Genomic DNA, 23,884 nt, shown 5'->3' on the forward strand with positions numbered 1-23,884 from the left:
GTGAATAGACGCGGGTTGCCAGAGCCGGTCACGTCGCCTCCTCGGTTGACAGCACTCAACGACCGCCGACCAGACTTCCCGGCACACCGAGGCCAACCCTAGACGGGATCCGGCGCCCTGGTCCGTGCAAAGTGGTCCGCGTGCGCCACGTCAGAGGTGTCGGACGCACTCCCATCAAACGGCGCGGAATCCTCGTAGGAGGGGCCCGGCTGCGCCTGTTCGGCTAGCGGACGTGGGCCAGCACGGCGTCCGCGACCTCCTCCACGGGAATGGTGGTGACGACCTCCAGCGTCGCGGTGCGTCGAAGCAGTGGCTCGACCACGGCGAGGTTCGACAGGATCTCCGCGACGTCGGACGGCGTACTTCCGTACGGGTTGTTGGTCCGGGTCCGCAGGCGCTCCCTCAGCACGACGGCCGGAGCACTCAAGAGCACGACGTGGTCGAACCGCGGATAGAACTCCACCTGGTTGCGGGTGGTGCCCGCCACGATCAGCAGCGCCCGGGGATCCTCGACGGACAGCAGTGCATCGATTCGGGAGTCGACCCACAGCCGCTCTCCGTCGACCGTCTCGTGAAAGTCGCCTGCCGCGTCGGGGTAGTCGGTGTCCACGGTCCAGTATCCACGGTCGGCGAGCTCGCCCAACAGCGTCGACTTGCCGGTGCCGGACATGCCGGTCACCAGAACGCGTTTCACGTGCGGGTCAGCACCGCGACGCACTCGACGTGATGCGTCAACGGGAACGAGTCGAACACCCTCAGCTCGTCCACCGCGTACCCGTGGCCGCGGTAGAGGCCGACGTCACGCGCGAATGATGCTGCCTCGCAACCGATGTGGATGATACGCGGAACGTCGGCTGCGGCCAGCAGGTCGATCACCTCGCGGCCTGCACCGGTCCGAGGCGGGTCGAGGACCGCCACGTCGGCACGCCGTCGCGCCGTGGTGAGCGCGCGCCGCACCGATTCGGTGAGCACCTCCACCCAATCCAGATCGGCCAGTGCCGCCCTGGCGGCCCGCGCCGACCCACGCGACGTGTCGACGGTCAGGACGTGCCCCGTGTCCCCCACCGCCTCGGCCAGCACGGCCGCGAAGATGCCTGCGCCGCCGTACAAGTCCCACGCCGTCATTCCCGGACTCAACTCCGCCGTGCGGCGCACCAGGTCGGTGTAGACGCGAGCAGCATCACGGTGCGCCTGCCAGAACGCCGTGACCGGGACACTCCACTGCCTGCCCCCGACCCGTTGCGTGGCCTCGTACGAGCCTTCGACGACCTCGGTCGACACCTTGCGCCCCGACCGCGGACCCGACTGCACGACGTGTCGCGCACCGTCGTCGTCGACTGCGACGTGCAACTGCGCGCCGGGCGGCCAGGTCGCCTCGTCGAGACCCGTCAGCATGCCCGCAGGCTCCTGCGCACAGCGCAGATCGGTCACGAGGTCGGCGCTGTGGTAACGGTGAAAGCCTGCGCGTCCGTCGGCACCGACGTCCAACCGCACCCGGGTCCGCCATCCCGTCGCACCCGTGGAGCCGACCTCCTCGGCCACCCCCTGCCACTCGTATCCGCCAAGCCGGCCAAGCTGATTGGCGACCACGTCACCCTTGAGCCGGCGCGTCGCCTCGGGGGTGGCGAACGACAAATCGCAGCAGCCCGCGCCGTCGACACCGGCGATCGGACACAGCGGGTCGATGCGGTCGCCGGACGGCTCCAACACCTCGATGGCCTCGGCATGCCAGAAGCTGCCACGTTCGTCGGTGACGTGCGCGCGGACGACCTCGCCGGGGAGCGCATAGCGGACGAAGACGACGCGGCCATCGTGGCGCGCCACGCAACTGCCGCCATTGGCAGGCGCACCGACCGTCAGTGTCAGCTCGGCCCCCTCCTCGCCGGGGCTCAATCGAGGAATCCTCGCCGCGCATCACCAGGCGCCGGCTGCTCCTCGATGCGCTTGAGGCGCTCGGACGAATTCAGCTGCCACGGAACCGATGTCACCATGACGTTCGGCTCGAACAGCAGCCTGCCCTTGAGCCGCAGTGCGCTCTGATTGTGCAGCACCTGCTCCCACCAGTGGCCGACCACGTACTCGGGGATGAACACCGTGACAACGGTGCGCGGCGACTCCTTGGTGATGCGCTTGACGTAATCCAATACCGGGCGGGTGATTTCGCGGTAGGGCGAGGCGATGACCTTGAGCGGAACGGTGACGTCGCTGTCCTCCCACTTGTGGACGAGTTCGTGCGCTTCCGCGTCGTCGACGTTGACGGTGATGGCCTCCAGCACGTCGGGCCGGGTGGCCCTGGCGTATGCCAAAGCCCGCTTGGTCGGTAGGTGCAGGTTGGAGACCAGCACGATCGCGTGGTTGCGACTGGGGAGGACGACGTCACCCTCCTCGGCGGCCCGGGCTTCCAGCTCCCGCGTGACCGTGGCGTAGTGCTTGTGGATCAACTTCATGATGCCGAAGAGAATCCCCATGGCGAGGATCGCAATCCACGCTCCGGCACGGAACTTGGTCACCACCACGATGACCAGGACGGTGCCCGTGCACAACAAGCCGATGGAGTTGATGATGCGCGAGCGCTGCATCCGATGCCGGTGGGTGGCATCGGTTTCGGTGCGCAACAGTCGGGTCCAGTGCCGCACCATGCCGATCTGGCTCAACGTGAAGCTGACGAACACGCCGACGATGTAGAGCTGAATCAGCGCCGTCACTTCGGCACGAAAGGCCACCACGAACGCGATGGCGGCGAACGCCAGGAAGAGGATGCCGTTGGAGAACGCCAGCCGATCGCCTCGGGTGTGCAGCTGGCGGGGAAGGTAGCGGTCTTGGGCAAGAATGGATCCCAGCACCGGGAACCCGTTGAAGGCGGTGTTGGCGGCCAGCACCAAGATCAGCGCCGTCACTCCCGCGATCAGGTACAGGCCGATCGGGAAGCCGTCGAACACCGCGTCGGCCAGCTGGGTGATCAGCGTCTTCGGATGGTATCCCTCGGGCGCACCGACGAGCTGGTCCACCGAGTCGACCACCTTGGCCCCGGTCTCCTTGGCCAGAACGATGATCCCCATGAAGAGGGAAACCGCGATGCCGCCGAGGAGCAGCAGTGTCGTCGCCGCGTTGCGCGACTTCGGCTTCTGGAAGGCGGGCACCCCGTTGCTGATCGCCTCCACCCCGGTCAACGCGGCACACCCGGACGAAAACGCCCGCGCCACCAGGAAGATCATCGCGAAACCCAAGACGTCGCCGTGTTCGGAATCGACCGTGAATCCCGCTGTCTCGGCTTGCAAGTGGTCACCGAGAACGAAGATCTGGAACAACCCCCACCCGATCATCACGTACATGCCGATCATGAAGGCGTACGTGGGGATCGCGAACGCGGTGCCCGACTCGCGGATGCCCCGCAGGTTCAGCGACGCCAGAAGCAGAATCGCCGCGACGGCGAAGAGCACCTTGTGCTGCGCGATGAACGGCACCGCCGAACCGATGTTGGACATCGCCGACGCCATCGACACCGCCACCGTCAGCACGTAGTCCACGAGAAGCGCACTCGCGACGGTCAACCCGGCCGTCGGGCCCAGATTGGTGGTGACCACCTCGTAGTCGCCGCCGCCCGAGGGATAGGCATGCACGTTCTGCCGGTAGCTCGCGATCACGACGAGCATCACCGCGGCGACCGCCAGACCGATCCACGGCGCCATCGTGTACGCGCTGAGCCCCGCAACCGACAAGACCAGGAAGATCTCCTCCGGCGCGTAGGCAACGGAGGACAGGGCGTCGGACGCGAACACCGGCAAGGCGATCCGCTTGGGTAGCAGGGTGTGGCCCATCGCGTCGCTGCGGAAAGGTCTTCCCAACACCAACCGGCGCGCAGCGGTCGAAAGCTTGGACACGGTTGCCAAGAGTAAGCCCATCGGCCGCTGACCGTTCCAAAGCTGTAGCGTTCCCAATGCGCGGGTTCACCACAATCCATTTCTGCCGAGCCACTGGAAGGATCGACGCGTGCGCGTAGTCGTGATGGGATGCGGCCGAGTCGGCGCATCGCTGGCTGACGGGCTGGCCAGGATCGGCCACGAAGTCGCGGTGATCGACCGCGACGGCACGGCCTTTCACCGCTTGTCCCCCGAGTTTCCCGGCGAGCGCGTGCTTGGCATGGGCTTCGACCGTGACGTTCTGCTGCGGGCCGGCATCGAGGGTGCCAGCGCGTTCGCGGCGGTGTCCTCGGGTGACAACTCGAACATCATCTCCGCCCGCGTTGCGCGGGAGACCTTCGGCGTCGAGCGCGTCGTCGCCCGCATCTACGACGCCAAGCGTGCCGCGGTCTACGAGCGTCTCGGCATTCCGACCGTCGCGACCGTGCCGTGGACCACCGACCGCCTGCTCAACGTGCTGACCCGCGAGACCGAGACCACCAAGTGGCGCGACCCGTCAGGCAACGTCGGCGTCGCCGAGCTGCCGCTGCACGAAGGCTGGGTCGGCCGCCGAGTCACCGCTCTGGAGGCGGTGACCGGGGGTCGGGTTGCGTTCATGATCCGCTTCGGAAGTGGACTGCTGCCGGAACCGAAGACCGTGATCCAGGCCAGCGATCAGGTGTACATGGCGGCCGTGTCGGGTCACATCGCCGAGGCGATGGCGATTTCGGCATTGCCACCTGGTGAAGACGCCGAGGATCGGTGATGCGCACCCCAGGAGCCGAACGGATGGAGCTACCGTGAAGGTCGCCATCGCAGGAGCAGGCGCCGTGGGCCGCTCCATCGCCCGCGAACTCGTCGAGTCCCACGACGTCACGCTGTTGGAACGCAACCCCGACCACATCGACGCCGAGGACATCCCCGCCGCGCACTGGCGGCTCGGCGACGCGTGTGAGTTGACACTGCTGGAAGCGGTGCAATTGCAAGACTTCGACGTCGTCATCGCCGCGACGGGCGATGACAAGGCCAACGTCGTCGTCAGCCTGCTGGCCAAGACCGAATTTGCGGTCCCGCGCGTGGTGGCTCGGGTGAACGATCCCCGCAACGAGTGGCTGTTCGACGAGAATTGGGGCGTCGACGTGGCGGTGTCCACCCCGCGGATGCTCGCGTCCCTGGTCGAGGAGGCCGTGTCGGTCGGTGATTTGGTCCGCCTGATGAGCTTTCGCAAGGGCCAGGCCAACCTCGTCGAGATCACCCTGCCCGACGACACGCCGTGGGGCGGCAAGGCCGTCAAGAGGCTGGAGCTGCCCCGCGACGCCGCCTTGGTGACGATCCTGCGGGGCGCCCGCGTGATCGTGCCGGAGGACGACGAGCCGCTGGAGGGCGGTGACGAGCTGCTGTTCGTCGCCATCGACGAGGTCGAAGAGGAACTGCGCGAGCTGCTGCTGCGCCCCCGCGGAAGCGGTTAATCCGCCGCCGACAACGCCGGCGGGGCGGCCACGCGGTCATGACAGCGCGCCGCCGCCTCGGCCGAGATTCGCCCGACGTCACAGCGCGCATTGCTGATGCCAAGCGCGGAGACCGCTCCGGCAATGACGAATAGACCGGCCACGACGATCACCCCTCGGGTGAAACCGTCGAAAGTCATTGCGGTCGAACCCATTCCGCCCACGATGACACCGGCGAACGCCACCGCCACCAAACCAGCGACCCGGGACACCGCGTTGTTGACCGCCGAGCCGATCCCACTCTGGGCCGGTTCGACCGCCGCGAGCACCGCCGCGGTCAGCGGCGACACCGTGACGGACAGTCCAACCCCGAACACGATCAGGCCCGGCAGCATCTGCGTCCAGAAGTCGAATGGCTCGCGCGCGGTGGTCAGCAGCAGGAAACCGCACGCGGCGACCAGCGGGCCGACGGCCATGTACACGCGGGGCCCGTGCCTGCCCGCCAGCGTGCCGAAGGGCCGGGCGAGGAAGAACGACAACACCGGAAGCGGCAGCGTCGCCAGCCCCGCCTGAGACGCCGACAAGCCGACCGTCTCCTGCAAGAACAGGGCGACGAGCAGCGTGCCGAGCGATACCGCGGCATACACGAAGACCGTTGCCAGATTTCCCACGGCGAAGTTGCGTTCTGCGAACAGTCCCGACGGCATGATCGGATTCGCGGCCCGCCGTTCCCACCACGGGAACGCGACGAGGCAGCCGACGCCGACGACGAGGCCCGCCGCCACCGAGGGGTGGGACAGTCCGAGCCGCTGAAGTTCGATCAGCGCGTACACGGCCCCAGTCAGGCCGACCGCGCACAACGCCGCCCCCACCACATCGATGCGCGCCGACCCGGTCGCTGTGTCGATGCGCGACCCCGTCGCTGTGCTCCTGCCGGGGCCCAGCTTCGCCACCAGATACAACGTCACCGCCAGCGGCACCACGTTGATGCCGAACACCCAACGCCAGCTCAGCGCATCCACCAGAAAGCCACCCAGCGGCGGACCCACCACGAACGCCGTCCCCGTCCACGCCGTCCACGTGCCGATCGCCCTGGCCTGCCGACCACCGCTGAAGCGAGCATTGATCATCGCCAACGAGCTCGGCACCAGGAAGGCCGCTCCGGCGCCCTGGAGGCAGCGCGCCGCCACCAACACCCAACCCGTCGGTGCGAGCGCGCACAGCAGAGACGCCAACGCGAACACGACCAGACCCGTCCGCAGGACGACGAGCCTGCCGAACTGGTCGGAGACGGCACCGGCGACGAGGATGAGGGCGCCGAGGGCCAGCAGATAACCGTCGACCACCCACTGCTGCAGAGCCAGCCCGCCGCCGAAGTCCGCGGCGATCGCAGGCAGTGCGAGGTTCACCACCGATCCGTCCAGGAAGGCGACGAACGAGGCGAGCACTGCCACCGCGATGACGACCCGGTCGGCCGAGTCGTCCCGCCGCATTGCGGTCAGTTGCTCTTCGCGCAAGCGCTCATCGGGGGTGTCACTTGCTCTTACTGGTTCTTGTCCAGCGACACCGCGTCGCCACGCTCATCGGCGGCGTGCAGCGCACGCTGGGCGGTGCGGATGGCCAGGAACGTCACCAACGCGGCGACGGCGGTCAGCGGCCAGCCCATGGCGATGCGCGCGACACCCAGCAGACCCGTCTGGTCCTCGTCGTACAAGCGGTGCTGCACCAGGAACCTTGCGCCGAACACCAGGACCCACACGAACGTGGCGACGTCGAACGCCACCACCGCTCGGCGCACCCGTCGCCAGTTCTTGTCGCCGCCGTTGACCCAGCCCCAGATGTAACCGACGATCGGCCGGCGGATCAGCACCGAGAGCGCGAATACCGCGGCATACAGAAGTGACGACCAGATGCCGAGAAGGAAGTACCCTTTCGACTCGCCGACGACATAGGCGATGAGCGCGCTAACGCCCACCCCGATGAAGCCGGAGATCGCCGGCTGCAACGTGTCGCGCCGGATCAGGCGCCACACCAGGATCAAGGCCGCAACTCCAAGGGCGGCACCGATGGCGGGCACCAGGCCGAAGTACGTGGAGACGGGTACGAACACCAGCACCGGCAGCGAGGAGTAGATGAGGCCGCTGATGCCGCCCATCTGTTCGAGCAGCGCCTGGCCGTTGAGCTTCTTCGCGGGTTCGTCGGGCTCTTGGGCCTCGACGTCGTCCGCTACCCCATGTTCTACCCCTGGGTCGGGGTGGGTCACTTGTGAATCACTTCTGAATCTCGTAGTGCGGGTTGTAGATGGCCTTGGTGCCGTTCTCCAGCTTGCCCAGGCGGCCGTGCACCCGCAGCGTGCGGCCGGATTCGATGCCTGCGATGCGCCGCTGACCCAGCCACACCAGCATGACGGCGTCGGTACCGTCGAACAGTTCGGCGCGGACCCCGCCCGCGCAGCCCTTGGCGTTGGTCTCGACACACCGCAGCGTGCCGACCATCGTCACTTCCTGGCCACGTCGACAGTCGATTGCCTTCTGCGCGCCGGTATTGGCGGCTTCGTCACTGAGTTCGTCGACGTCGAATTGTTCTGGATCCTCCGTGAGCCGACGCGTCAGCCGCCGTAGATAACCTTCGGCCGTAGCCATGGTCTCTCCTACCCCAGTCGTGGGTCCACCGTGGACTCACCTATGACCAACGCCACCGTAGACCTGTTGGTTCCGATTTGCCACGAACCACACAGGTAGGTGGTCTACCCTCCGCTGGGCGTTTTCACTCCCCCCTCCGCCGATCTGCGGCAATCGAATTCCGCGTCCCGGCTCGCACGTTCACAGTGATTTGACGCACACGGCACGATCGACGCATGGCCGTCAATCTGCGCGGGGTGACCGTGGTCCTCCTACCTGGCACGGGATCCGACGACGACTACGTCTACCGCGCGTTCGCCCCGCCGCTACACGACGTCGGGGCGTCCGTGGTGACGCCCGCCCCGGAACCGGCCCGCCTCATCGAGGGATACCTGCACGCCTTGGACGAGGCTGCGCGGACGGGCCCGATCGCCGTGGGAGGAGTGTCGATCGGCGCTGCCGTCGCGACGTCGTGGGCCTTGGCCCACCCTTCCGACGTGGTCGCCGTGTTGGCGGCCCTACCGGCCTGGACCGGCGCGCCCGACGGTGCGACGGCGGCGCTGGCGGCCAAACAGTCGGCGCACGCCCTGCGCCGCGACGGGTTGGCGTCGGCGATCACCGCCATGCGGGAGTCCAGTCCGCCGTGGCTGGGGGACGAACTGTCCCGGTCGTGGGTGGGCCAGTGGCCCGATCTTCCCGACGCGATGGACGCCGCCTCCGATTACGTCGCTCCCACGTCGGGGCAGCTGGCCACCCTCGCGGTGCCGATGGGCGTCGCGGCGGCGACCGACGACCCGATCCACCCCGTGGAAGTCGCGCTGGAATGGGTGGCCGCCGCACCGCGAGCGGCGCTGGGCACCGTCACCCTCGACGAGATGGGCGTCGACCCGAGCGTGCTCGGCGCGGCAGCCCTTTCCGCGCTGCTCGACCTCTGAGGCAGCCGGGCTGGGCCTCCTGGTCGACCCGCGCCCTCAACAATGCTGCGGGCTTGGCAGCCCACCCGGCTCTATCCCCCCGTGATGGTCCGGAGCTGCTGCATGGCCGAACCCTGCTCGCTGCGGCGCGCGACGGGGGCCGCCTCGACGACCGGTGGCTGCTGACCCGTCTGCTCCGCGTGCTGCGCCATCATCTGCTCGGCGCGCGCCCGCAGTCGCGCGATCAACGACTCGGACAGTTGCAGAGGCAACATGTTGCGCACTGGCTGCGGAGTGTCACCGCGACGAACAACGGTGTCCGCCAACGCATTACGCAAATCCCGCGCAATGGCCGTGGCGTTCTCCGGGGAGCCGACCGCGGCGCCGCGAACCATCCACCGATAGCCGTCGACACCGACGAACCTCATCACGACGGGCTCGGGACCGTTGGTCATCAGCCCAACGACTTCGCGCCCCCACGGCCCATCCTCGATGTTGACCTCGGCGGACTGGCTGCGCAGCGACTCGGCGACCTCGGTCACCACCTCGCGCCACAGGCCGCCGGTCTTCGGAGCCGCATACGCCGTGACGTTGTAGCGACCGTTGGAGGTCACCATCCACGCCATCGTCGGCATGCCCTGCGGGTTGACCTCGACGGCGAGCTCGGCGGCCTCGTTCTCGGGGATCAGCACCGCACCCAGGTCGTGGCGCCCCTGCAGGGCCACCTCGGGTTCATCGAAGTCCTCGATGTCGAACGGACCATCCAGGTCGTCGTCACCGCCGTCACCGTCACCGCCGCCGACGACGGCGCTCTCCTCGGGGGCTGGCGTCGTCTCGTCCGTCGTGTCGTCGTTCTTGCGCTTACCGAATGCCATTACAAACTCTCGTGTCCGCCGGAGGAACCGTGGCCGCCAACGCCACGGGAGGTATCAGCAAGCCCGGCCTCGTCGAACGACGTGACCTCGACCAGCTCGGGCAGTTCGACCCGCTGCACCAGAAGCTGTGCGATCCGGTCGCCGCGCCGGACGATGATCGGAAGGTCCTGATCGAGATTGATGAGCGCCACCTTGATCTCGCCGCGATAGCCCGCGTCGATCGTGCCGGGGCTGTTGACGATCGAAAGTCCGACGCGCGAGGCCAGCCCCGAGCGTGGATGCACCAAACCGACCATGCCATGCGGGATGGCCACCGCGATCCCCGTCGGGACCAGTGCCCGGCGACCGGGAGCGAGTTCGACGTCGACCGCGCTGTAGAGGTCGACGCCGGCATCGCCGTCGTGGGCCCGCACGGGTAGTGGGAGCTCGCGGTCCAGCCGGAGGACCGCCAGAGAGGTGGACACGACCACGGAGATTACTCTTGGGCGCGTGTCCGACACGCGCGCAGCCACCCATACGGTGCGCTACCGAGAGGTACTGCGGGTGCCGTGGTGGTGGTGGCCGCCCGGCTTCGGGTTGGCCGTGATCATTGCCTACGAGGTGAACCTGGGGATCCGGTCGCTGCCAGACTGGGTGCCCTATGCCGTGCTGTTGCCCGTCGCGGCAGCAGTTCTGGTCTGGCTGGGTCGGGTGGACGTGCGGGTCGTCGGCGCCTCCGGCGACGATGGCGCGGACACCGAACTGTGGGTCGGCGGAGCCCATCTCCCCGTTGGTGTCATCTCGCGGTCAGCCGAGGTGCCCCGGTCGGCCAAGTCCGCCGCGCTGGGCAGGCAGCTCGATCCGGCCGCCTACGTCGTGCATCGAGCGTGGGTCGGGCCGATGATCCTCGTCGTGCTCGACGATCCAGACGATCCCACGCCGTACTGGCTGGTCAGTTGCCGTCGACCGGACCGCTTGCTGGCGGCCTTGCAAGGCTGACGGCAGGCGCGCCCGTCAGGCTGCGCAGTCCGTGCAAATCATTACGCCGCCCTTTTCGCTGGCGAGGCGGCTGCGGTGGTGCACCAGGAAGCAGCTCGAGCAGGTGAATTCGTCGGCCTGCTTGGGGACGACGCGGACGGACAACTCCTCGCCCGACAGGTCTGCCCCCGGAAGCTCGAATGACTCGGCGGATTCGGACTCGTCGACGTCGACGACCGCTGATTGAGCCTCGTTGCGGCGTGCCTTCAGTTCCTCGAGTGAATCCTCGGAAACATCGTCGGTCTCGGTGCGCCGTGGCGCGTCGTAGTCGGTAGCCATCCTCATCCCTTCCTTTCCCATCGGTTCCGTGTCTGTGGCGACAGAGCTTTGTACCAGCGCAGAACGCATCCACCAAATGATTCGTGCCCCGTTTGGCCTTGGATTTGGATGTGATTTATATCACAACACAAAAGGCCAGGTAGGGCCTGCGGACAGGGCGAGCCCTTAAAGTGCAGGAGTGGTAGCGCAGATCACCTCCGGCACGGCATTCGACAAGCACGGTCGACCGTTTCGGCGGCGCAAGTTCCTCCCGGGCATCGTGGTATTCGTCGCGCTCGCGGTGGTGACCCTGATGGTGTGGGTCGTCGCGTTCAACCAGACCACCGAGGTTGCTCAGGCCGCTGCCTGCAACCCACCGCCCGCTCCCGCCGACGCCACGCAGGTGGCGTTGGGTGAGCGTGTGCCGACCGCGGACATGACCAGCGTGACGCCCGCCAAGCTCGTGGACACCAAGATCCGCGTGCTCAACGCCAGCGGACGGGGCGGCCAGGCCGCCGAAGTGGCGGGGGCATTGCGCGACCTGGGGTTCGCACCGCCGACGGCGGGCAACGACACCGTTTACGAGAACACCCAGTTGGTGTGCCAGGGCCAGTTGCGCTTCGGCCCGTCGGGGCGTGCTGCCGCGGCCGCCCTGTGGCTGGTGGCGCCGTGTACCGAGCTCTACCAGGATCAGCGCGGGGACGACACCGTCGACCTGGCCGTCGGCACCGAGTTCTCCGACGTGAGCCACAACGACGACATCGACGCGGTGTTGGCCAGCTTGAAACCCGATGCGACCCAGCCCGCCGACCCGGCACTGTTGACGAAGATCCACTCCGTCGCCTGCTGAGCAGTGACTACAGGGCCCCTGCCCGCCGCAATGCATCGTCGAAGGCCGCCGCGATGCCGGGCGCAGCCGCGACGATGAGGCTGGAGCCGTCGTCCACCGGCGGCAGTAGCAGCTTGGCGCCCGCCTCCTCGGCGATCAACGCCCCCGCCGCCCAGTCCCACACGTTGACGCCGAGCTCGTAGTAGGCGTCCAACCGACCCGCGGCGACGAAGCACAGATCGAGGGCGCACGAGCCGATGCGTCGGACGTCGCGTACGGCGGGCAGCAGACTTGCCAGCACCTCGGCCTGACGCAGACGCCGCTCGGGCGCGTACCCGAAACCCGTTCCGACCAGTGCCATCGAGACGTCGTCGATCGGGTTGCAGTGCAGCTCGGTCGACGCGCCGTCCCGACGCAGATGCGCGCCGTGCCCGACGGCCGCCGAGAAGACCTCGCCCGTCGGCACGTTCGCCACCGCACCCGCGACCGAGCGACCGTCGATCTGCACCCCGACGGACACCGCGTAGGCCTCGAGGCCATATACGAAGTTGACCGTGCCGTCGATGGGATCGAGCACCCAGGTGGGCCTGCCGTGGTGGCCGACGGCGGAGCCGCCCTCCTCCTCGCCGACGATCGGATCGTCGGGCCTCAACTCGGCGAGCCGCTCGCGCAGCATCCTCTCGGTCTCGGTGTCGACGACGGTGACCGGGTCGGTGGGAGTGCTCTTGGTTCGCACCGCCGAATCGGCCTCACTCTGGGTGGCACCAATGCCGAAGACCTCGGTCCTGCGGCGCCGAACGAAGTCGGCGGCTTCCTTGGCTAGTCGCTCAGCGACTGCCCGCAGGCTCGCTGGATCGCTGTCGTAGGTCACCCCGCCATCGCAACACATCCCGCCTGGCAAGGCACTAATGTGTGGTTGGCGTCGCACCCTGCAGGTCTGGAACGAGGAGCGCTCATGACCGAAACACCAACTCCCGACCCGACCAACGAGGGCCCCCAGCACCGCGGCTTCGGCGTCGACGTCGGCGGAAGCGGGGTGAAGGGCGGCATCGTCGACTTAGACACCGGGCACCTCATCGGGGAGCGGTTCAAATTGCCTACGCCGCAACCCTCGACACCCGACGCCGTCGCCAAGACGATCGCCGCAGTGGTCAACGAGTTCGGCTGGACTGGTGGACTTGGCGTCACCTACCCGGGCGTGGTGACCGAAGGCATCGTGCGCACCGCCGCGAACGTCGACAAGGAGTGGATCGGCACCAATGCGCAGGAGGTCATCGGCGCCGAGCTCGACGGCCGGGCCATCACCGTCCTGAACGACGCCGACGCCGCGGGGCTCGCGGAGGAAAAGTTCGGCGCTGGAGCCGACAAGAGCGGGGTGATCGTGCTCCTCACCTTCGGCACCGGCATCGGGTCCGCCGTGATCCACAACGGCGTCCTGCTGCCCAACACCGAGTTCGGCCACCTCGAAGTCGGAGGAAAGGAAGCCGAGCACCGCGCGGCGTCGTCGGTCAAGGAACGCAAGGAGTGGAGTTACGAGCGCTGGACCACAGAGGTCGACAAGGTGCTCATCGCCATCGAGAACGCGATCTGGCCGGACCTGTTCATCGCAGGTGGCGGCATCAGCCGCAAGGCCGACAAGTGGATTCCGCTGTTGAAGAACCGGACCCCGGTGGTCGCCGCAGCGTTACTGAACACCGCGGGCATCGTCGGAGCCGCCATGGCCGCCGAGGTCGCTCAGGCCTGAGCGGCGGGCAGGAAGCCGTCGGCACGCTCGGCGAGCGGCTCCGTCCGGAAGTGCGCATCGACGTCCGCGGTGACCCGTTGCGGTGGGTATCCCGCGCGTTCGCACACGTCGATGACGGCGTCCGAGGACGACGCCTCGAACAGCGCGTAGACCACCTCGTCGCTTGGGACGCCCATCGTGACGAATAGCTCGACCGGCTCGCTCGCGGCAGCCACGGCAGCTTCGAGCGCCGCCACGATCAGCGGAACCGAGCCATCCGCCAGGTCGGGCTGATACCACTCGACCAGGTAGCCCGGGGAGGTTCTAGCCGGCATCGTCTTAGCCATACCTCAGAACGGTAGCCGCTCACCAAGCCGCATTGAATCGGGGAATTCCCTAGTCCTGCCGACGACTCCCCCGATCCGTTCGCTTAGTCGTCGCCGAATTCGTCGGCTCGACCGGCCAGCTCGACGCGGGTGCGCACCGAGAGCTTTCGGTACACGCTGCTGAGGTTGTGCTCGACGGTCTTGGGACTGATGAACAACGCGGTGGCGATGTCCTTGTTGCTCATCCCCGTTGCCGCCAATCTCGCCACCCGCACCTCGGCAGGTGTCAGCTCGGAGGCGACGGCGCGGGGGACGTCCATCTGCTTGAGCTCTGTCCTGGCGCGCTCGGCCCACAGCGGGGTGCCCAGTTCCTCGAAGGCGCTCAACGCTTCGCGCAACGCGTCGGCCGCGAGATGCTTGCGACGTTGGCGGCGCAGCAGCCTGCCATGGAACAGCTGCGTCCTGGCCGTCTCGAACGGCATGGGCAGGCGGTCGTGATGCGTCAGCGACCGCCGGACCGCCTCCTCGGCGTCTTCGAGGTCGCCGCGCAACGCCAGCAGCATGCCGCGACACCGCCCACCGACGGCCAGCATCCACGGCCGATCCAGTTCCGCGCCATTGTGTTCCAGCGTGTCGATCAGGGGAACGGCATCGTCGGCACGGCCGACGGCGAGCATCGCCTCGACGGCGTCCGGCATGTACATGGCCGTGAAGATCTCCGTGCCAGGCACGTTTGCCGAGTGAGTAATCAACGGCTGCAACACGTTCAGGGCCTTGGCGTAGTTTCCGAGTGACACTTCCAGGAATCCGAGCGTCATCGTCGGCCAGGACCCGAGAAACGGAGACCCACATTGACGGGCTCCGGTGATCGCGGCCTGCGCGTCACTGCGGGCCGCGCGCTCACGGCCCAGGTATGACGAGGCGAGAGCCCGCTGACTTCTGGCCACGACGGCGGGATACCCACCACCGCCGATCTGCTCGCCGCGACGCATCAGGTCGTCGGCGACGTCAGCGGCGATCGAATACCGGCCCAGCCACACGTAGACCGTCGCCAGATTCGCCATGACGTACATCAGATCCGATTCGGCGCCCGTCTCGACGCAGCGCCGCCGCGCGGCCACCAACCCCACCAGCGCCTCGTCGAGGCGCCCCAGCCACGCCTTCGTGACGGCATCCGCGGTGCTGGCCCGAAATGGCGCTGCGACGTCGGGATCGGGAACTTCCAGGTCCAGAGCACGTTGCAACGCGGATTCGTCGCGCCCCCGGCCGCGCGCGAAGCCCAGCGTGACGTTCATCGCCAGCGCTTGACTGAGCAGCTTGGACTCGCCGAGCCGTTCGGCGTTGGCGACGGCCAACTGCGCATGGTGCAGGGCGTCGACGTGTCGTCCGGTCATGGTGAGGGCGCGGGACAGCGCCAGATGGGCCCGCACCACCAGGCTGACGTCGTCTCCTGCTTCGTCCGCCGCCGCGATGAACAGTTCGGTGGCTCCGGCGTAGTCGTGTTCGGAGACCCGGACGTCGCCAAGCAAGAGGCTCGCGGCGGCCCTGGCGGTCCCGGGGCCGATGTCGCCGACGGCGGGCTCGAGCACGGCGCGAGCCTCGCGGGTCTCCCCCGCGCGGAAATGCTGTTCGGCGGCGCGAAGGCGTCGCTCCGGTGTGTCGCCCCCGAGGCCGATGGCCAGCGCGCAGAAGTCGGCGGATGCCGCTGCGGCACCGCGGGCCGCAGCCGAGTCCGCGGCGTCGTCGAGCGCGCTGAGGATGTCCGGCTCGGCGCTTGCCGCACCGAGGGCGAGGTGACGAGCCCGCAGTTCTGGTTGCGCCTCGACGGCCGCAAGTGCCCGATGCATCCGACGACGGCGCGCCGGACCGGCGTGGGTGTAGATGCCGCGAGCGAGGAGGGGGTGCGCGAACAGCACGCGGTTGCCGTCGATTCGGACGATGCCCTCGCGCTCGGGCGCCTCGAGGAGGTCGACGACGCGTTCGACCGACACTCCGGCGGCGCGCGACAGCAGGTCCACGGTCGCCTCGGTGACACAGCACGCGAGAAGAAGGACGTTGCCGACCTCGCCGTCGAAGTGGCCCGTCCGGATCTTCATCAGCTCCGCGAGCGTGCGCGGTAGCACCGCGTCCCCATTCGTCGATCGACATTCGACCGACCGCGCCAGTTCCAAGGCGTAGAACGGGTTTCCGCCGGACACCTCAGCGATGCGGACCATGGTGGGTCTCGGAAAGCCCCGCCCGAGCCGCTCGACGATCAGCGTGTGCAGCGCGCCGAGGCTCAGCGGGCCGACGCGGACACGCCGGACCGCGTCCGGCGACCTGAGTTGAAGCCAGTCCACCACTTCGGCGTCAGGAGTGTGGGCCCGTTCGGTGAGCAGGATGTTCACCCGGCCGCTGAGCCGACGTGCGGCGAATGCCAGCACCGACTGGCTAGAGGCGTCCAGCCACTGCACGTCGTCGATGGCGAGCAGGACCGGCTTCTCTTCGGCCAGCGCCGTGATGACCGACACCACCGCCGCGGCGGTGACGCGGTGGTCCGTCGGTGGTCCCTCCGTACCGGTCCGCAGGAGAACCCGGTCGAGGGCGACGCGTTGCAGATCGGGCAGACGGTCGATCACCAGCGGGTCGATGTCGTCCAGCAGGTCCGCGACGACCGCGTAGGCAAGGACGGACTCCGCTTCGACGGCACGCGCTGCCAGCACGTGGAAATCGAGCTCCCGCGCCCGGGCCACGCCCGCCATCCACAACGTGGTCTTGCCGATTCCCGGCTCCCCGGCGATGACCAACCCCAACGGTTCGGCGTCAGCCGCAGAAAGCAGGTCATCGACCGCTTGCAGCTCCCCCGCGCGACTGACCGTTACGACTGTCACGTTCTCTATGATGACATCTAGCAAACAACTTCGCCGACGCATTGAACATTTTGCACCGATCCAACGGCGGGCTCATCAATAGTCAGTCGTTATTTCTCCGGTTCACCTGTGAAAATGCGTGACAACGGAGGTGGTCTTTGGCAATCGACTGACACATTGCGCCACTACTTTCGATGGCAACGACCCACGGGGGCGACGCGACGGCCCGACCGCGGGCCTCGCCAAGGGCTACTCGGCAGTAGCGCTCGCCTGGTTTTGCCGCGGCCACGGCTCGCGGAACGTCCAATTCTGCGCTCGTAGCGGCAGTTCGTCCCACTGTCGTTACAATGGTCAACGGCGGCCGCATCACGGATGGCGGCGAGTACCCAAGCAGGACTCACCGCCATCAACAGACAGCCGACGCAATGTCGGTGGCGCACGCCCACGCCACCGATACTCGCAAGACCGTAAGGGGTGCATGTGGCAGCGACGAAGGTAAGCCCGGCAACCGAAGATCCGGTGAAACGCGCCACCGCCGCCGCCAAGGCTCCGGCCAAGAAGGCTGCGCCCGCCAAGCGGGCGTCCAAGGCCGCGCCGAAGGGCCGCGCCGCCAAGGCCGCGCCGACCAAGGGCCCCGGAGGCAAGCCGGGCGGCGATCCGGACGGCACCGATGATGTCGCGACCGCCGATGGATTGGCCGAGGCCGACGATCTCGAAGTAGAGCCCGGCGACGATCTCGAGGTCGACGCCGACATCGAACTGGTCGACCTCGAAGCCGAGGTCGAGGACGCTCCCGCCGGTGACGCCGCGGCCCCCGCCGGCGGCGACAAGGCCGCCAAGGACGGTGACGACGACATCGCCGAACCCTCCGAAAAGGACAAGGCCTCAGGCGATTTCGTATGGGATGAAGAGGAGTCCGAGGCTCTCCGCCAGGCCCGCAAGGACGCAGAGCTCACCGCGTCCGCGGACTCGGTGCGTGCCTACCTGAAGCAGATCGGCAAGGTCGCCCTCCTCAACGCCGAAGAGGAAGTGGAGCTGGCCAAGCGGATCGAGGCAGGTCTCTACGCCACGCAGAAGATGACCGAATTCGCCGAGGCCGGCGAGAAGCTCCCCGCCGCTCAGCGTCGGGACATGATGTGGATCTGCCGCGACGGCGATCGCGCCAAGAATCATCTGCTCGAGGCCAACCTGCGCCTCGTCGTGTCGCTCGCCAAGCGCTACACCGGCCGCGGCATGGCGTTCCTGGACTTGATCCAGGAGGGCAACCTTGGCCTCATCCGTGCGGTGGAGAAGTTCGACTACACCAAGGGCTACAAGTTCTCCACGTACGCCACGTGGTGGATTCGGCAGGCCATCACCCGCGCCATGGCCGATCAGGCCCGCACCATCCGCATCCCTGTGCACATGGTCGAAGTGATCAACAAGCTCGGTCGCATCCAGCGTGAGCTGCTCCAGGATCTGGGCCGCGAGCCCACGCCGGAAGAGCTCGCCAAGGAAATGGACATCACGCCGGAGAAGGTGCTGGAGATCCAGCAGTACGCGCGTGAGCCCATCTCGCTTGACCAGACCATCGGCGACGAAGGCGACAGCCAACTCGGTGACTTCATCGAGGATTCCGAGGCCGTGGTCGCCGTCGACGCCGTGTCGTTCACGTTGCTGCAGGATCAGCTGCAGTCGGTGCTGGAAACGCTGTCCGAACGCGAAGCGGGCGTGGTGCGGCTGCGCTTCGGCCTCACCGATGGGCAGCCGCGCACGCTCGACGAGATCGGTCAGGTGTACGGCGTCACGCGCGAGCGCATCCGCCAAATCGAGTCCAAGACGATGTCGAAGCTGCGCCACCCCAGCCGTTCGCAGGTGTTGCGCGACTACCTGGACTAGGTGGCGTCGGCCCGTCGCGGCCGGACGAATGGGAATGGCAGGGGCGCTTAGCCGTCCTGAGGCGCGTTTGCTCGCGACGATCGGATCGCCGCGAGCGAACGGCGTTGCAATCCAAGAAGTTTCCAAGCCGGGCCCACTACCGTTGGCCCCGTGCCCATCACTTCGAAAGCACCACCGGGCTGGCTCGTCCGTGGCATCGGCCGCGTCCGCAATGCGCTCAACGTCGCGAGCCGTTCGGCGGTCCCCCCCAACGTCGCCCTGTTCGAGATGGCTCAGGGCGCATGGCTCACACAGGCGCTCTACGTCGCTGCCAAGCTGGGTATCGCCGACGCGCTCAAGGACGGTCCGTGCTCCGCGGACGACGTGGCCCGAAGGGTCGGCGCCGACGCCGGCGCCACGTATCGCGTGATGCGGGCGCTGGCGTCCAATGGCGTCCTGACGCTCCGCAGGGGACGCTTCGGACTGACCCGGGTCGGGCAGGCGCTGCGCTCCGACTACTACGGATCAATGGCGCCCATGATCACGATGGTCGGTAGTCCCGAGCATTGGGAGCACTGGGGCAGCCTCCTGCACTCCGTGCAGACGGGTGCCACCGCCGTGGAGAAGCTTCGTAACGCAACGATTTTCGAGTATCTCGACACCAATCCCGGATACGCCGCTGTGTTCAACGACGCGATGACGGGCGTGTCCTCGGTTGCCATCGAAATGGCGCTCCCCCTTTACGATTTCAGCGATCGCAACCTCGTCGTCGACATCGGCGGTGGCCACGGCGCTTTGCTGGCCGCAGTACTGGCCAGGGCACCGCGAGCCCGCGGCGTGCTGTTCGACCTGCCGTCGGTGGTCGAGGGCGCCACCCCTCAACTGGAGAGGGCCGGTGTCGCCGACAGGTGCACGACGACCGGCGGATCGTTCTTCGAGTCGGTACCGGCCGGCGGGGACGCCTACCTTCTCAAGACCGTCATCCACGACTGGGACGACGAGCAGTCACTCACGATTCTGCGCAACGTCCGCACCGCCATCGCCGCGGACGGCAAGGTGCTGTTGATGGAACTGGTGCTGCCGGAGGGCGCCCCGCCACACCCGGGCATGCTGCTCGACCTGGAGATGCTGGTGCACTCCGGCGGATTGGAACGCACCGCGCACGAGTATCGCGACCTGTTGGCGCGCGCGGGTTTTCGGCTCACGCGGGTGATTCAAACCGGGGGACCCATGTCGATCGTCGAAGCCGTCCCGGCGTAGCCATGGCATGGGATCGCGTGAACGTCTCTTCGGGCTCGCCGTTCGAAACCGAAGTGGGGTACTCCCGCGCCGTGCGCGTCGGCCCACACGTCGTCGTCGCAGGCACCACCGCACCTGGCGCCGACTTCGCCACCCAGACACGCGAGGCGCTCCGACGCATCGAGGTGGCGCTCACCGATGCGGGTGCCGCGCTCACCGACGTGGTGCGCACCCGCATGTTCGTCACCGACATCGGTCGTTGGCGCGAGGTCGCGGCGGTCCACGCGGAGGTCTTCGGCGACACTTTGCCCGCGGCAACCATGGTGGAGGTGTCGGCACTGATCGCTCCAGACCTCCACGTCGAAATCGAGGTCGACGCCTACGTCGTGTCGGATTGAGACAACTCGGCAAACGTCCCGTCCTCGGCGGGCAGATACGGTGTGACGCTGATCACAGACGACAGGGGCAGTGGCCCATACAGATGCGGGAACTTCATCGCTTCAGGGTCTGTCGCCACGCCAGGTTCCCAGCGAACGGGGGCATCCAGTCGGGCTGCGTTCAGACGGAGCAGCAGGATATCGGTACGGCCCGCGAACAGTCGATTGGCGGGAAGATGCACCTGCTCCGGGGCCGAAAGGTGGATGAACCCGTCCGTCGCGAGCGATGGCGGGCACCGCTCGCCGACGCGTTTCGCCAGGGCCCACTCATCCGTAGTGCACAGGTGAACCAGTTCGCGGGGCTCGGTGATCATGCAGTCAGTCTGCACGTCGCGCAATTCGACGTCGGGTGAGACACGACACACCCGTGAACGCCCGGGGAACAAGGCCGGAAGCGAAAACGTCTGAGAGAGTAGACCCACGCACTAAGCAGATATGGAGGAGGCGCCATGAACGCAACTCTGACCAGCCCCGAACTGACTCGGGCTGACCGCTGCGACAGGTGCGGTGCTGCCGCCCGCGTTGTTGCGAAGCTCCCGTCGGGCGCCGTGTTGCTCTTCTGCCAACACCACGCCAACGAGCACGAGGCCAAACTGGTGGAGCTGGCAGCCGTGCTGGAGGTTAGCCAGGCCGACGCGTAGGCGCGTGACTTCACGCCCCGCGCGAGCGTGAAGCCCCGTAGTCGTGAATGCTGGTCTGTGACATGACCGACCAGCAGCGGCAGCCAACGAGGCCATCCCGGCATCACGTTTGGCGCACCGTCAAGCGCACTCTCTCCAAGAGTTGGGACGACTCGATCTTTTCCGAGTCGGCCCAGGCCGCCTTTTGGTGCGCCTTGTCGCTGCCGCCCCTGCTACTGGGAATGCTCGGCAGCTTGGCGTACATCGCGCCCTTCTTCGGGCCCAACACCCTGCAGACGATCCAGGACCGCCTGGTCAGCACGTCGAAGAGCTTGTTCTCCAACAACGTCGTCAACGAGATCATCGCGCCCACCATCTCGGACATCGTGGCCAACGCCCGAGGCGAGGTCGTCTCACTGGGCTTCGTGATCTCGTTGTGGGCCGGCTCGTCGGCGGTCTCGGCGTTCGTCGACTCCGTCGTGGAGGCCCACGGCCAAACGGAGTTGCGCCATCCCGTGCGCCAGCGGTTCTATGCACTGGGGCTATACGTGGTGATGTTGGTGTTCGTCATCGCGACGGCACCGCTAATCGCGATCGGTCCGGCGAAGGTCGCCGAGCACATACCCGCGGACTGGAGTTACTTCCTCAGTTACGGCTACTACCCGGTGCTCTTCATCGCGTTGGTCTTGACGATCACCGTGCTGTACCGGGTGTCGCTACCCGAGCCGCTGCCCTCGCACCGGCTGGTATTCGGGGCGGTACTGGCGGCGGTCGTCTTCCTGATCGCCACGCTGGGACTGCGGTTCTATCTGACCTGGATCACCGGAACCGGATACACCTACGGGGCGTTGGCCACCCCGATCGCATTCCTGCTGTTCGCCTTCTTCTTGGGCTTCGCGGTCATGATGGGTGCCGAACTCAATGCCGCCATCCAGGAGGAGTGGCCAGCACCCGCGACGCACGCGAACCGGTTACGGGGCTGGCTGGAAGAGCGGACCGATGCCTTCAACGGCGACGAGCCCGGCCGAGGCGGAGCGGCACGCAGCCGCAAGGTCGAGGTGGAGAGGGCGCCAGCGACCGTGGCCGAGACGCCGCCGACCGCTACTTCTTGAGCTGCTGGTAGATCCGCTTGCAGTCGGGGCAGACCGGCGACCCGGGCTTGGCTGACTTCGTCACCGGGAACACCTCGCCGCACAGAGCGACGACATGCGTGCCCATCACGGCACTCTCGGCGATCTTGTCCTTCTTCACGTAGTGGAAGAACTTGGGCCGGTCGTCATCCGTCCCGTCGTCGACCTGTTCGTCGGTCTCGGTGCGCTCGATGGTCTGGGTGTCCATGCCGTTCATTGTGCCTGGGAACGGTTCCGTAATAAACCGGACCGTTTCAACCGGGCCCAGTGTGGAACAGTAAGAGAATGAAACACGGCGAGGAGCTGAGTTTCGACGACGATGGTCGGCCGGTGCTCATTACACGCGCGGCGCTCCCCTATGAGGAACAGCACCGCGAAAGGGTGCGCAAGTACCTCAAGATCATGTCGTGGCGTGTGCCCGCGCTGCTCGGGTCCGCGCTGGCGTATGGAATCTGGCACAACGGCCTGATCTCGCTGGGCATCCTGGTGGCCTCCATTCCGTTGCCCTGGATCGCGGTGCTGATCGCCAACGACCGCCCTCCGCGCAAGGCCGAGGAGCCGCGCCGCTATGCCGGCCAGCGCCACATTCCCCTCTTTCCGACGGCGGAGCGCCCAGCCCTGGAGCGTCGGGCACAGGGTTCGCCGCAACCGGAATCGGCGGATCCGCCGCATCGCGTTCCTTGATGTGAGAGTTCTTCGTCGATTCTCAGGAGAATCTCAGGTCGACGGCGAATAAGCGCAGGTCAGAAGGTGTGAGACTCACGCCCCGCGGGAACTCAGAGAGCCACGACGACGTTATAGCTCATGACAGTTCCAGCAGAGCAGGAGGCCGTAAATGGCAAACGCCACCGCAACCCGCATCGACAGCGATCTGGACTCGCAGAGCCCAGCTGCCGACCTCGTACGGGTGTATCTCAACGGCATCGGCAAAACTGCCTTGCTGAACGCCGCTGACGAAGTCGAGCTCGCCAAGCGCATCGAAGCTGGGCTTTACGCGCAGTACCTTCTGGACACCAAGAAGAGGCTCGGTGACACTCGCAAACGCGAGCTCGCGGCGGTGGTTCGCGATGGTGAGGCTGCCCGCCGCCATCTGCTCGAAGCCAACCTGCGCCTGGTCGTGTCGCTGGCCAAGCGCTACACCGGGCGCGGCATGCCGTTGCTCGACCTCATCCAAGAGGGCAACCTTGGGCTGATCCGCGCGATGGAGAAGTTCGACTACGCCAAGGGATTCAAGTTCTCCACGTACGCCACGTGGTGGATCCGTCAAGCGATCACTCGCGGCATGGCCGACCAGAGCCGGACCATCCGTCTCCCGGTCCACCTCGTCGAGCAGGTCAACAAGCTCGCCAGGATCAAGCGCGAGATGCATCAGAACCTCGGCCGGGATGCCACCGACGACGAGTTGGCCGAGGAATCGGGCATCCCCGCCGAGAAGATCGCCGACTTGCTGTCGCACAGCCGGGATCCGGTGAGCCTCGACATGCCCGTCGGTAGCGATGAGGAGGCGCCGCTCGGTGACTTCATCGAGGATGCCGAGGCGATGTCGGCCGAGAACGCCGTCATCTCCGAGCTGTTGCACACCGACATCCGCCACGTCTTGGCGACGCTGGACGAGCGCGAGCAGCAGGTGATCCGGCTGCGCTTCGGCCTGGACGACGGCCAGCCCCGCACGCTCGATCAGATCGGCAAGCTGTTCGGTCTGTCCCGCGAACGCGTGCGCCAGATCGAACGCGAGGTCATGGCGAAGCTGCGCCATGGCGAGCGCGCCGAGCGTCTTCGCTCGTACGCCAGCTAAGAGTGTTCAGACCAAACCCCGAGTGATGCCCGCCGCGACCCGCGGCG

At 67.2% G+C, this 23,884-nt stretch carries 27 protein-coding genes; 13 read left to right on the forward strand and 14 right to left on the reverse strand.

The features are described from left to right. Positions 1-223: 223 nt before the first annotated feature. From ABW137_RS01195 to ABW137_RS01205, 3 genes are read right to left on the reverse strand one after another with little or no spacing between them, the layout of a single operon-like run. On the reverse strand, positions 224-694 hold the full coding sequence (locus ABW137_RS01195) for an RNase adapter RapZ (RefSeq protein WP_526396041.1): 471 nt from the start codon (positions 692-694) through the stop codon (positions 224-226). After that, positions 691-1,893, reverse strand: a complete 1,203-nt coding sequence (locus ABW137_RS01200) for a class I SAM-dependent RNA methyltransferase (protein WP_526396043.1) — start codon at positions 1,891-1,893, stop codon at positions 691-693. Before ABW137_RS01200 ends, ABW137_RS01195 begins: the two co-directional genes overlap by 4 nt. Then, positions 1,890-3,881 carry an amino acid permease gene (locus ABW137_RS01205; RefSeq protein ID WP_526396045.1) on the reverse strand — a complete coding sequence of 664 codons (1,992 nt, stop codon included), beginning with the start codon at positions 3,879-3,881 and terminating at the stop codon, positions 1,890-1,892. The genes ABW137_RS01200 and ABW137_RS01205 overlap by 4 nt, the downstream gene beginning before the upstream one ends. A 109-nt stretch (positions 3,882-3,990) precedes the next feature. Here ABW137_RS01205 and ABW137_RS01210 point away from each other — a divergent pair, with 109 nt between their 5' ends. Together ABW137_RS01210 and ABW137_RS01215 are read left to right on the forward strand one after the other, a co-directional pair. Further along, positions 3,991-4,665, forward strand: coding sequence for a potassium channel family protein (locus tag ABW137_RS01210; protein WP_526396047.1), 675 nt, complete (start codon positions 3,991-3,993; stop codon positions 4,663-4,665). 34 nt (positions 4,666-4,699) lie between these two features. Next, positions 4,700-5,368 carry a potassium channel family protein gene (locus tag ABW137_RS01215; protein WP_526396049.1) on the forward strand — a complete coding sequence of 223 codons (669 nt, stop codon included), beginning with the start codon at positions 4,700-4,702 and terminating at the stop codon, positions 5,366-5,368. Here the strand turns inward: ABW137_RS01215 and ABW137_RS01220 are convergent. The 3 genes from ABW137_RS01220 to ABW137_RS01230 all read right to left on the reverse strand — a co-directional run bounded on the left by ABW137_RS01220 (position 5,365) and on the right by ABW137_RS01230 (position 7,989). Continuing rightward, the gene (locus tag ABW137_RS01220) at positions 5,365-6,864 is read right to left on the reverse strand and encodes an MFS transporter (RefSeq protein ID WP_526396051.1); all 1,500 of its coding nucleotides are present in this window, start codon (positions 6,862-6,864) and stop codon (positions 5,365-5,367) included. The genes ABW137_RS01215 and ABW137_RS01220 overlap by 4 nt on opposite strands. A 26-nt stretch (positions 6,865-6,890) precedes the next feature. After that, positions 6,891-7,502 (reverse strand): DUF3159 domain-containing protein, encoded by a 612-nt coding sequence (locus ABW137_RS01225; RefSeq protein ID WP_526396089.1) that lies wholly within the window; start codon positions 7,500-7,502, stop codon positions 6,891-6,893. 115 nt (positions 7,503-7,617) lie between these two features. Then, complete coding sequence (locus ABW137_RS01230; RefSeq protein WP_526396053.1) at positions 7,618-7,989, reverse strand: OB-fold nucleic acid binding domain-containing protein; 372 nt, start codon at positions 7,987-7,989, stop codon at positions 7,618-7,620. 215 nt (positions 7,990-8,204) lie between these two features. Here ABW137_RS01230 and ABW137_RS01235 point away from each other — a divergent pair, with 215 nt between their 5' ends. Next, entirely contained in the window at positions 8,205-8,903 is a 699-nt protein-coding gene (locus ABW137_RS01235; protein ID WP_526396055.1) for an alpha/beta fold hydrolase, read from the forward strand. Positions 8,904-8,974: 71 nt separating this feature from the next. On the opposite strand, the gene ABW137_RS01240 is transcribed toward ABW137_RS01235, so the two are convergent. Together ABW137_RS01240 and dut are read right to left on the reverse strand one after the other, a co-directional pair. Next, positions 8,975-9,757, reverse strand: a complete 783-nt coding sequence (locus ABW137_RS01240; protein ID WP_526396057.1) for a DUF3710 domain-containing protein — start codon at positions 9,755-9,757, stop codon at positions 8,975-8,977. Then, complete coding sequence (dut, locus tag ABW137_RS01245; RefSeq protein ID WP_526396059.1) at positions 9,757-10,221, reverse strand: dUTP diphosphatase; 465 nt, start codon at positions 10,219-10,221, stop codon at positions 9,757-9,759. Before dut ends, ABW137_RS01240 begins: the two co-directional genes overlap by 1 nt. 25 nt (positions 10,222-10,246) lie before the next feature. Here dut and ABW137_RS01250 point away from each other — a divergent pair, with 25 nt between their 5' ends. Further along, positions 10,247-10,735, forward strand: coding sequence for a DUF3093 family protein (locus tag ABW137_RS01250; protein ID WP_526396061.1), 489 nt, complete (start codon positions 10,247-10,249; stop codon positions 10,733-10,735). A 15-nt stretch (positions 10,736-10,750) separates the two neighbouring features. Here the strand turns inward: ABW137_RS01250 and ABW137_RS01255 are convergent, their stop codons facing one another. After that, positions 10,751-11,053: a DUF4193 domain-containing protein gene (locus ABW137_RS01255; protein WP_083059801.1), complete on the reverse strand. Its 303-nt coding sequence runs from the start codon at positions 11,051-11,053 to the stop codon at positions 10,751-10,753. 178 nt (positions 11,054-11,231) lie between these two features. Between ABW137_RS01255 and cei the strand changes: the two genes are divergently transcribed. Beyond that, complete coding sequence (gene cei, locus ABW137_RS01260) at positions 11,232-11,882, forward strand: envelope integrity protein Cei (RefSeq protein WP_526396063.1); 651 nt, start codon at positions 11,232-11,234, stop codon at positions 11,880-11,882. A gap of 7 nt (positions 11,883-11,889) precedes the next feature. On the opposite strand, the gene ABW137_RS01265 is transcribed toward cei, so the two are convergent. Further along, the gene (locus ABW137_RS01265) at positions 11,890-12,750 is read right to left on the reverse strand and encodes an inositol monophosphatase family protein (protein WP_526396091.1); all 861 of its coding nucleotides are present in this window, start codon (positions 12,748-12,750) and stop codon (positions 11,890-11,892) included. 66 nt (positions 12,751-12,816) lie between these two features. On the opposite strand from ABW137_RS01265, the gene ppgK reads away from it, so the two are divergent. Next, the gene (gene ppgK, locus ABW137_RS01270) at positions 12,817-13,605 is read left to right on the forward strand and encodes a polyphosphate--glucose phosphotransferase (RefSeq protein WP_526396065.1); all 789 of its coding nucleotides are present in this window, start codon (positions 12,817-12,819) and stop codon (positions 13,603-13,605) included. On the opposite strand, the gene ABW137_RS01275 is transcribed toward ppgK, so the two are convergent. Beyond that, positions 13,596-13,919 (reverse strand): hypothetical protein, encoded by a 324-nt coding sequence (locus tag ABW137_RS01275; protein WP_526396067.1) that lies wholly within the window; start codon positions 13,917-13,919, stop codon positions 13,596-13,598. The genes ppgK and ABW137_RS01275 overlap by 10 nt on opposite strands. A gap of 95 nt (positions 13,920-14,014) precedes the next feature. Next, complete coding sequence (locus ABW137_RS01280; RefSeq protein ID WP_526396069.1) at positions 14,015-16,780, reverse strand: helix-turn-helix transcriptional regulator; 2,766 nt, start codon at positions 16,778-16,780, stop codon at positions 14,015-14,017. A 459-nt stretch (positions 16,781-17,239) separates the two neighbouring features. Here ABW137_RS01280 and ABW137_RS01285 point away from each other — a divergent pair, with 459 nt between their 5' ends. The 3 genes from ABW137_RS01285 (at position 17,240) to ABW137_RS01295 (ending at position 20,253) form a co-directional block, all read left to right on the forward strand. Then, positions 17,240-18,637, forward strand: a complete 1,398-nt coding sequence (locus ABW137_RS01285) for an RNA polymerase sigma factor (protein ID WP_526396071.1) — start codon at positions 17,240-17,242, stop codon at positions 18,635-18,637. 150 nt (positions 18,638-18,787) lie between these two features. After that, complete coding sequence (locus ABW137_RS01290) at positions 18,788-19,876, forward strand: methyltransferase (RefSeq protein WP_526396073.1); 1,089 nt, start codon at positions 18,788-18,790, stop codon at positions 19,874-19,876. 2 nt (positions 19,877-19,878) lie between these two features. Then, on the forward strand, positions 19,879-20,253 hold the full coding sequence (locus ABW137_RS01295) for a RidA family protein (RefSeq protein WP_526396075.1): 375 nt from the start codon (positions 19,879-19,881) through the stop codon (positions 20,251-20,253). Here ABW137_RS01295 and ABW137_RS01300 read toward each other — a convergent pair. Continuing rightward, entirely contained in the window at positions 20,235-20,606 is a 372-nt protein-coding gene (locus tag ABW137_RS01300) for a DUF952 domain-containing protein (RefSeq protein WP_526396077.1), read from the reverse strand. The genes ABW137_RS01295 and ABW137_RS01300 overlap by 19 nt on opposite strands. A 135-nt stretch (positions 20,607-20,741) precedes the next feature. Here ABW137_RS01300 and ABW137_RS01305 point away from each other — a divergent pair, with 135 nt between their 5' ends. Both ABW137_RS01305 and ABW137_RS01310 read left to right on the forward strand, forming a co-directional pair. Next, complete coding sequence (locus tag ABW137_RS01305; RefSeq protein WP_526396079.1) at positions 20,742-20,933, forward strand: DUF7455 domain-containing protein; 192 nt, start codon at positions 20,742-20,744, stop codon at positions 20,931-20,933. Between the two features lie 62 nt (positions 20,934-20,995). After that, on the forward strand, positions 20,996-22,024 hold the full coding sequence (locus ABW137_RS01310; protein ID WP_526396081.1) for a YhjD/YihY/BrkB family envelope integrity protein: 1,029 nt from the start codon (positions 20,996-20,998) through the stop codon (positions 22,022-22,024). On the opposite strand, the gene ABW137_RS01315 is transcribed toward ABW137_RS01310, so the two are convergent. Beyond that, complete coding sequence (locus tag ABW137_RS01315; RefSeq protein WP_526396083.1) at positions 22,014-22,250, reverse strand: DUF3039 domain-containing protein; 237 nt, start codon at positions 22,248-22,250, stop codon at positions 22,014-22,016. The genes ABW137_RS01310 and ABW137_RS01315 overlap by 11 nt on opposite strands. Positions 22,251-22,327: 77 nt before the next feature. Between ABW137_RS01315 and ABW137_RS01320 the strand changes: the two genes are divergently transcribed. Next, positions 22,328-22,726 carry a DUF3099 domain-containing protein gene (locus ABW137_RS01320; protein ID WP_526396085.1) on the forward strand — a complete coding sequence of 133 codons (399 nt, stop codon included), beginning with the start codon at positions 22,328-22,330 and terminating at the stop codon, positions 22,724-22,726. A 151-nt stretch (positions 22,727-22,877) separates the two neighbouring features. Next, on the forward strand, positions 22,878-23,837 hold the full coding sequence (locus tag ABW137_RS01325; protein ID WP_526396087.1) for a sigma-70 family RNA polymerase sigma factor: 960 nt from the start codon (positions 22,878-22,880) through the stop codon (positions 23,835-23,837). Positions 23,838-23,884: the final 47 nt, after the last annotated feature.

It is taken from the genome of Mycobacterium sp. (genome assembly GCF_040509115.1).
Lineage (GTDB): Bacteria > Actinomycetota > Actinomycetes > Mycobacteriales > Mycobacteriaceae > Mycobacterium.

What these genes read in the sequence shown, in the direction of transcription:
- ABW137_RS01225 (WP_526396089.1), bottom strand. Translation starts at nt 7,502, where the DNA reads ATGGGCGGCATCAGCGGCCTCATCTACTCCTCGCTGCCGGTGCTGGTG.
- ABW137_RS01230 (WP_526396053.1), bottom strand. Translation starts at nt 7,989, where the DNA reads ATGGCTACGGCCGAAGGTTATCTACGGCGGCTGACGCGTCGGCTCACG.
- ABW137_RS01235 (WP_526396055.1), top strand. Translation starts at nt 8,205, where the DNA reads ATGGCCGTCAATCTGCGCGGGGTGACCGTGGTCCTCCTACCTGGCACG.
- ABW137_RS01240 (WP_526396057.1), bottom strand. Translation starts at nt 9,757, where the DNA reads ATGGCATTCGGTAAGCGCAAGAACGACGACACGACGGACGAGACGACG.
- ABW137_RS01255 (WP_083059801.1), bottom strand. Translation starts at nt 11,053, where the DNA reads ATGGCTACCGACTACGACGCGCCACGGCGCACCGAGACCGACGATGTT.
- ABW137_RS01265 (WP_526396091.1), bottom strand. Translation starts at nt 12,750, where the DNA reads ATGTGTTGCGATGGCGGGGTGACCTACGACAGCGATCCAGCGAGCCTG.
- ppgK (WP_526396065.1), top strand. Translation starts at nt 12,817, where the DNA reads ATGACCGAAACACCAACTCCCGACCCGACCAACGAGGGCCCCCAGCAC.
- ABW137_RS01275 (WP_526396067.1), bottom strand. Translation starts at nt 13,919, where the DNA reads ATGCCGGCTAGAACCTCCCCGGGCTACCTGGTCGAGTGGTATCAGCCC.
- ABW137_RS01295 (WP_526396075.1), top strand. Translation starts at nt 19,879, where the DNA reads ATGGCATGGGATCGCGTGAACGTCTCTTCGGGCTCGCCGTTCGAAACC.
- ABW137_RS01300 (WP_526396077.1), bottom strand. Translation starts at nt 20,606, where the DNA reads ATGATCACCGAGCCCCGCGAACTGGTTCACCTGTGCACTACGGATGAG.
- ABW137_RS01305 (WP_526396079.1), top strand. Translation starts at nt 20,742, where the DNA reads ATGAACGCAACTCTGACCAGCCCCGAACTGACTCGGGCTGACCGCTGC.
- ABW137_RS01310 (WP_526396081.1), top strand. Translation starts at nt 20,996, where the DNA reads ATGACCGACCAGCAGCGGCAGCCAACGAGGCCATCCCGGCATCACGTT.
- ABW137_RS01315 (WP_526396083.1), bottom strand. Translation starts at nt 22,250, where the DNA reads ATGGACACCCAGACCATCGAGCGCACCGAGACCGACGAACAGGTCGAC.
- ABW137_RS01320 (WP_526396085.1), top strand. Translation starts at nt 22,328, where the DNA reads ATGAAACACGGCGAGGAGCTGAGTTTCGACGACGATGGTCGGCCGGTG.
- ABW137_RS01325 (WP_526396087.1), top strand. Translation starts at nt 22,878, where the DNA reads ATGGCAAACGCCACCGCAACCCGCATCGACAGCGATCTGGACTCGCAG.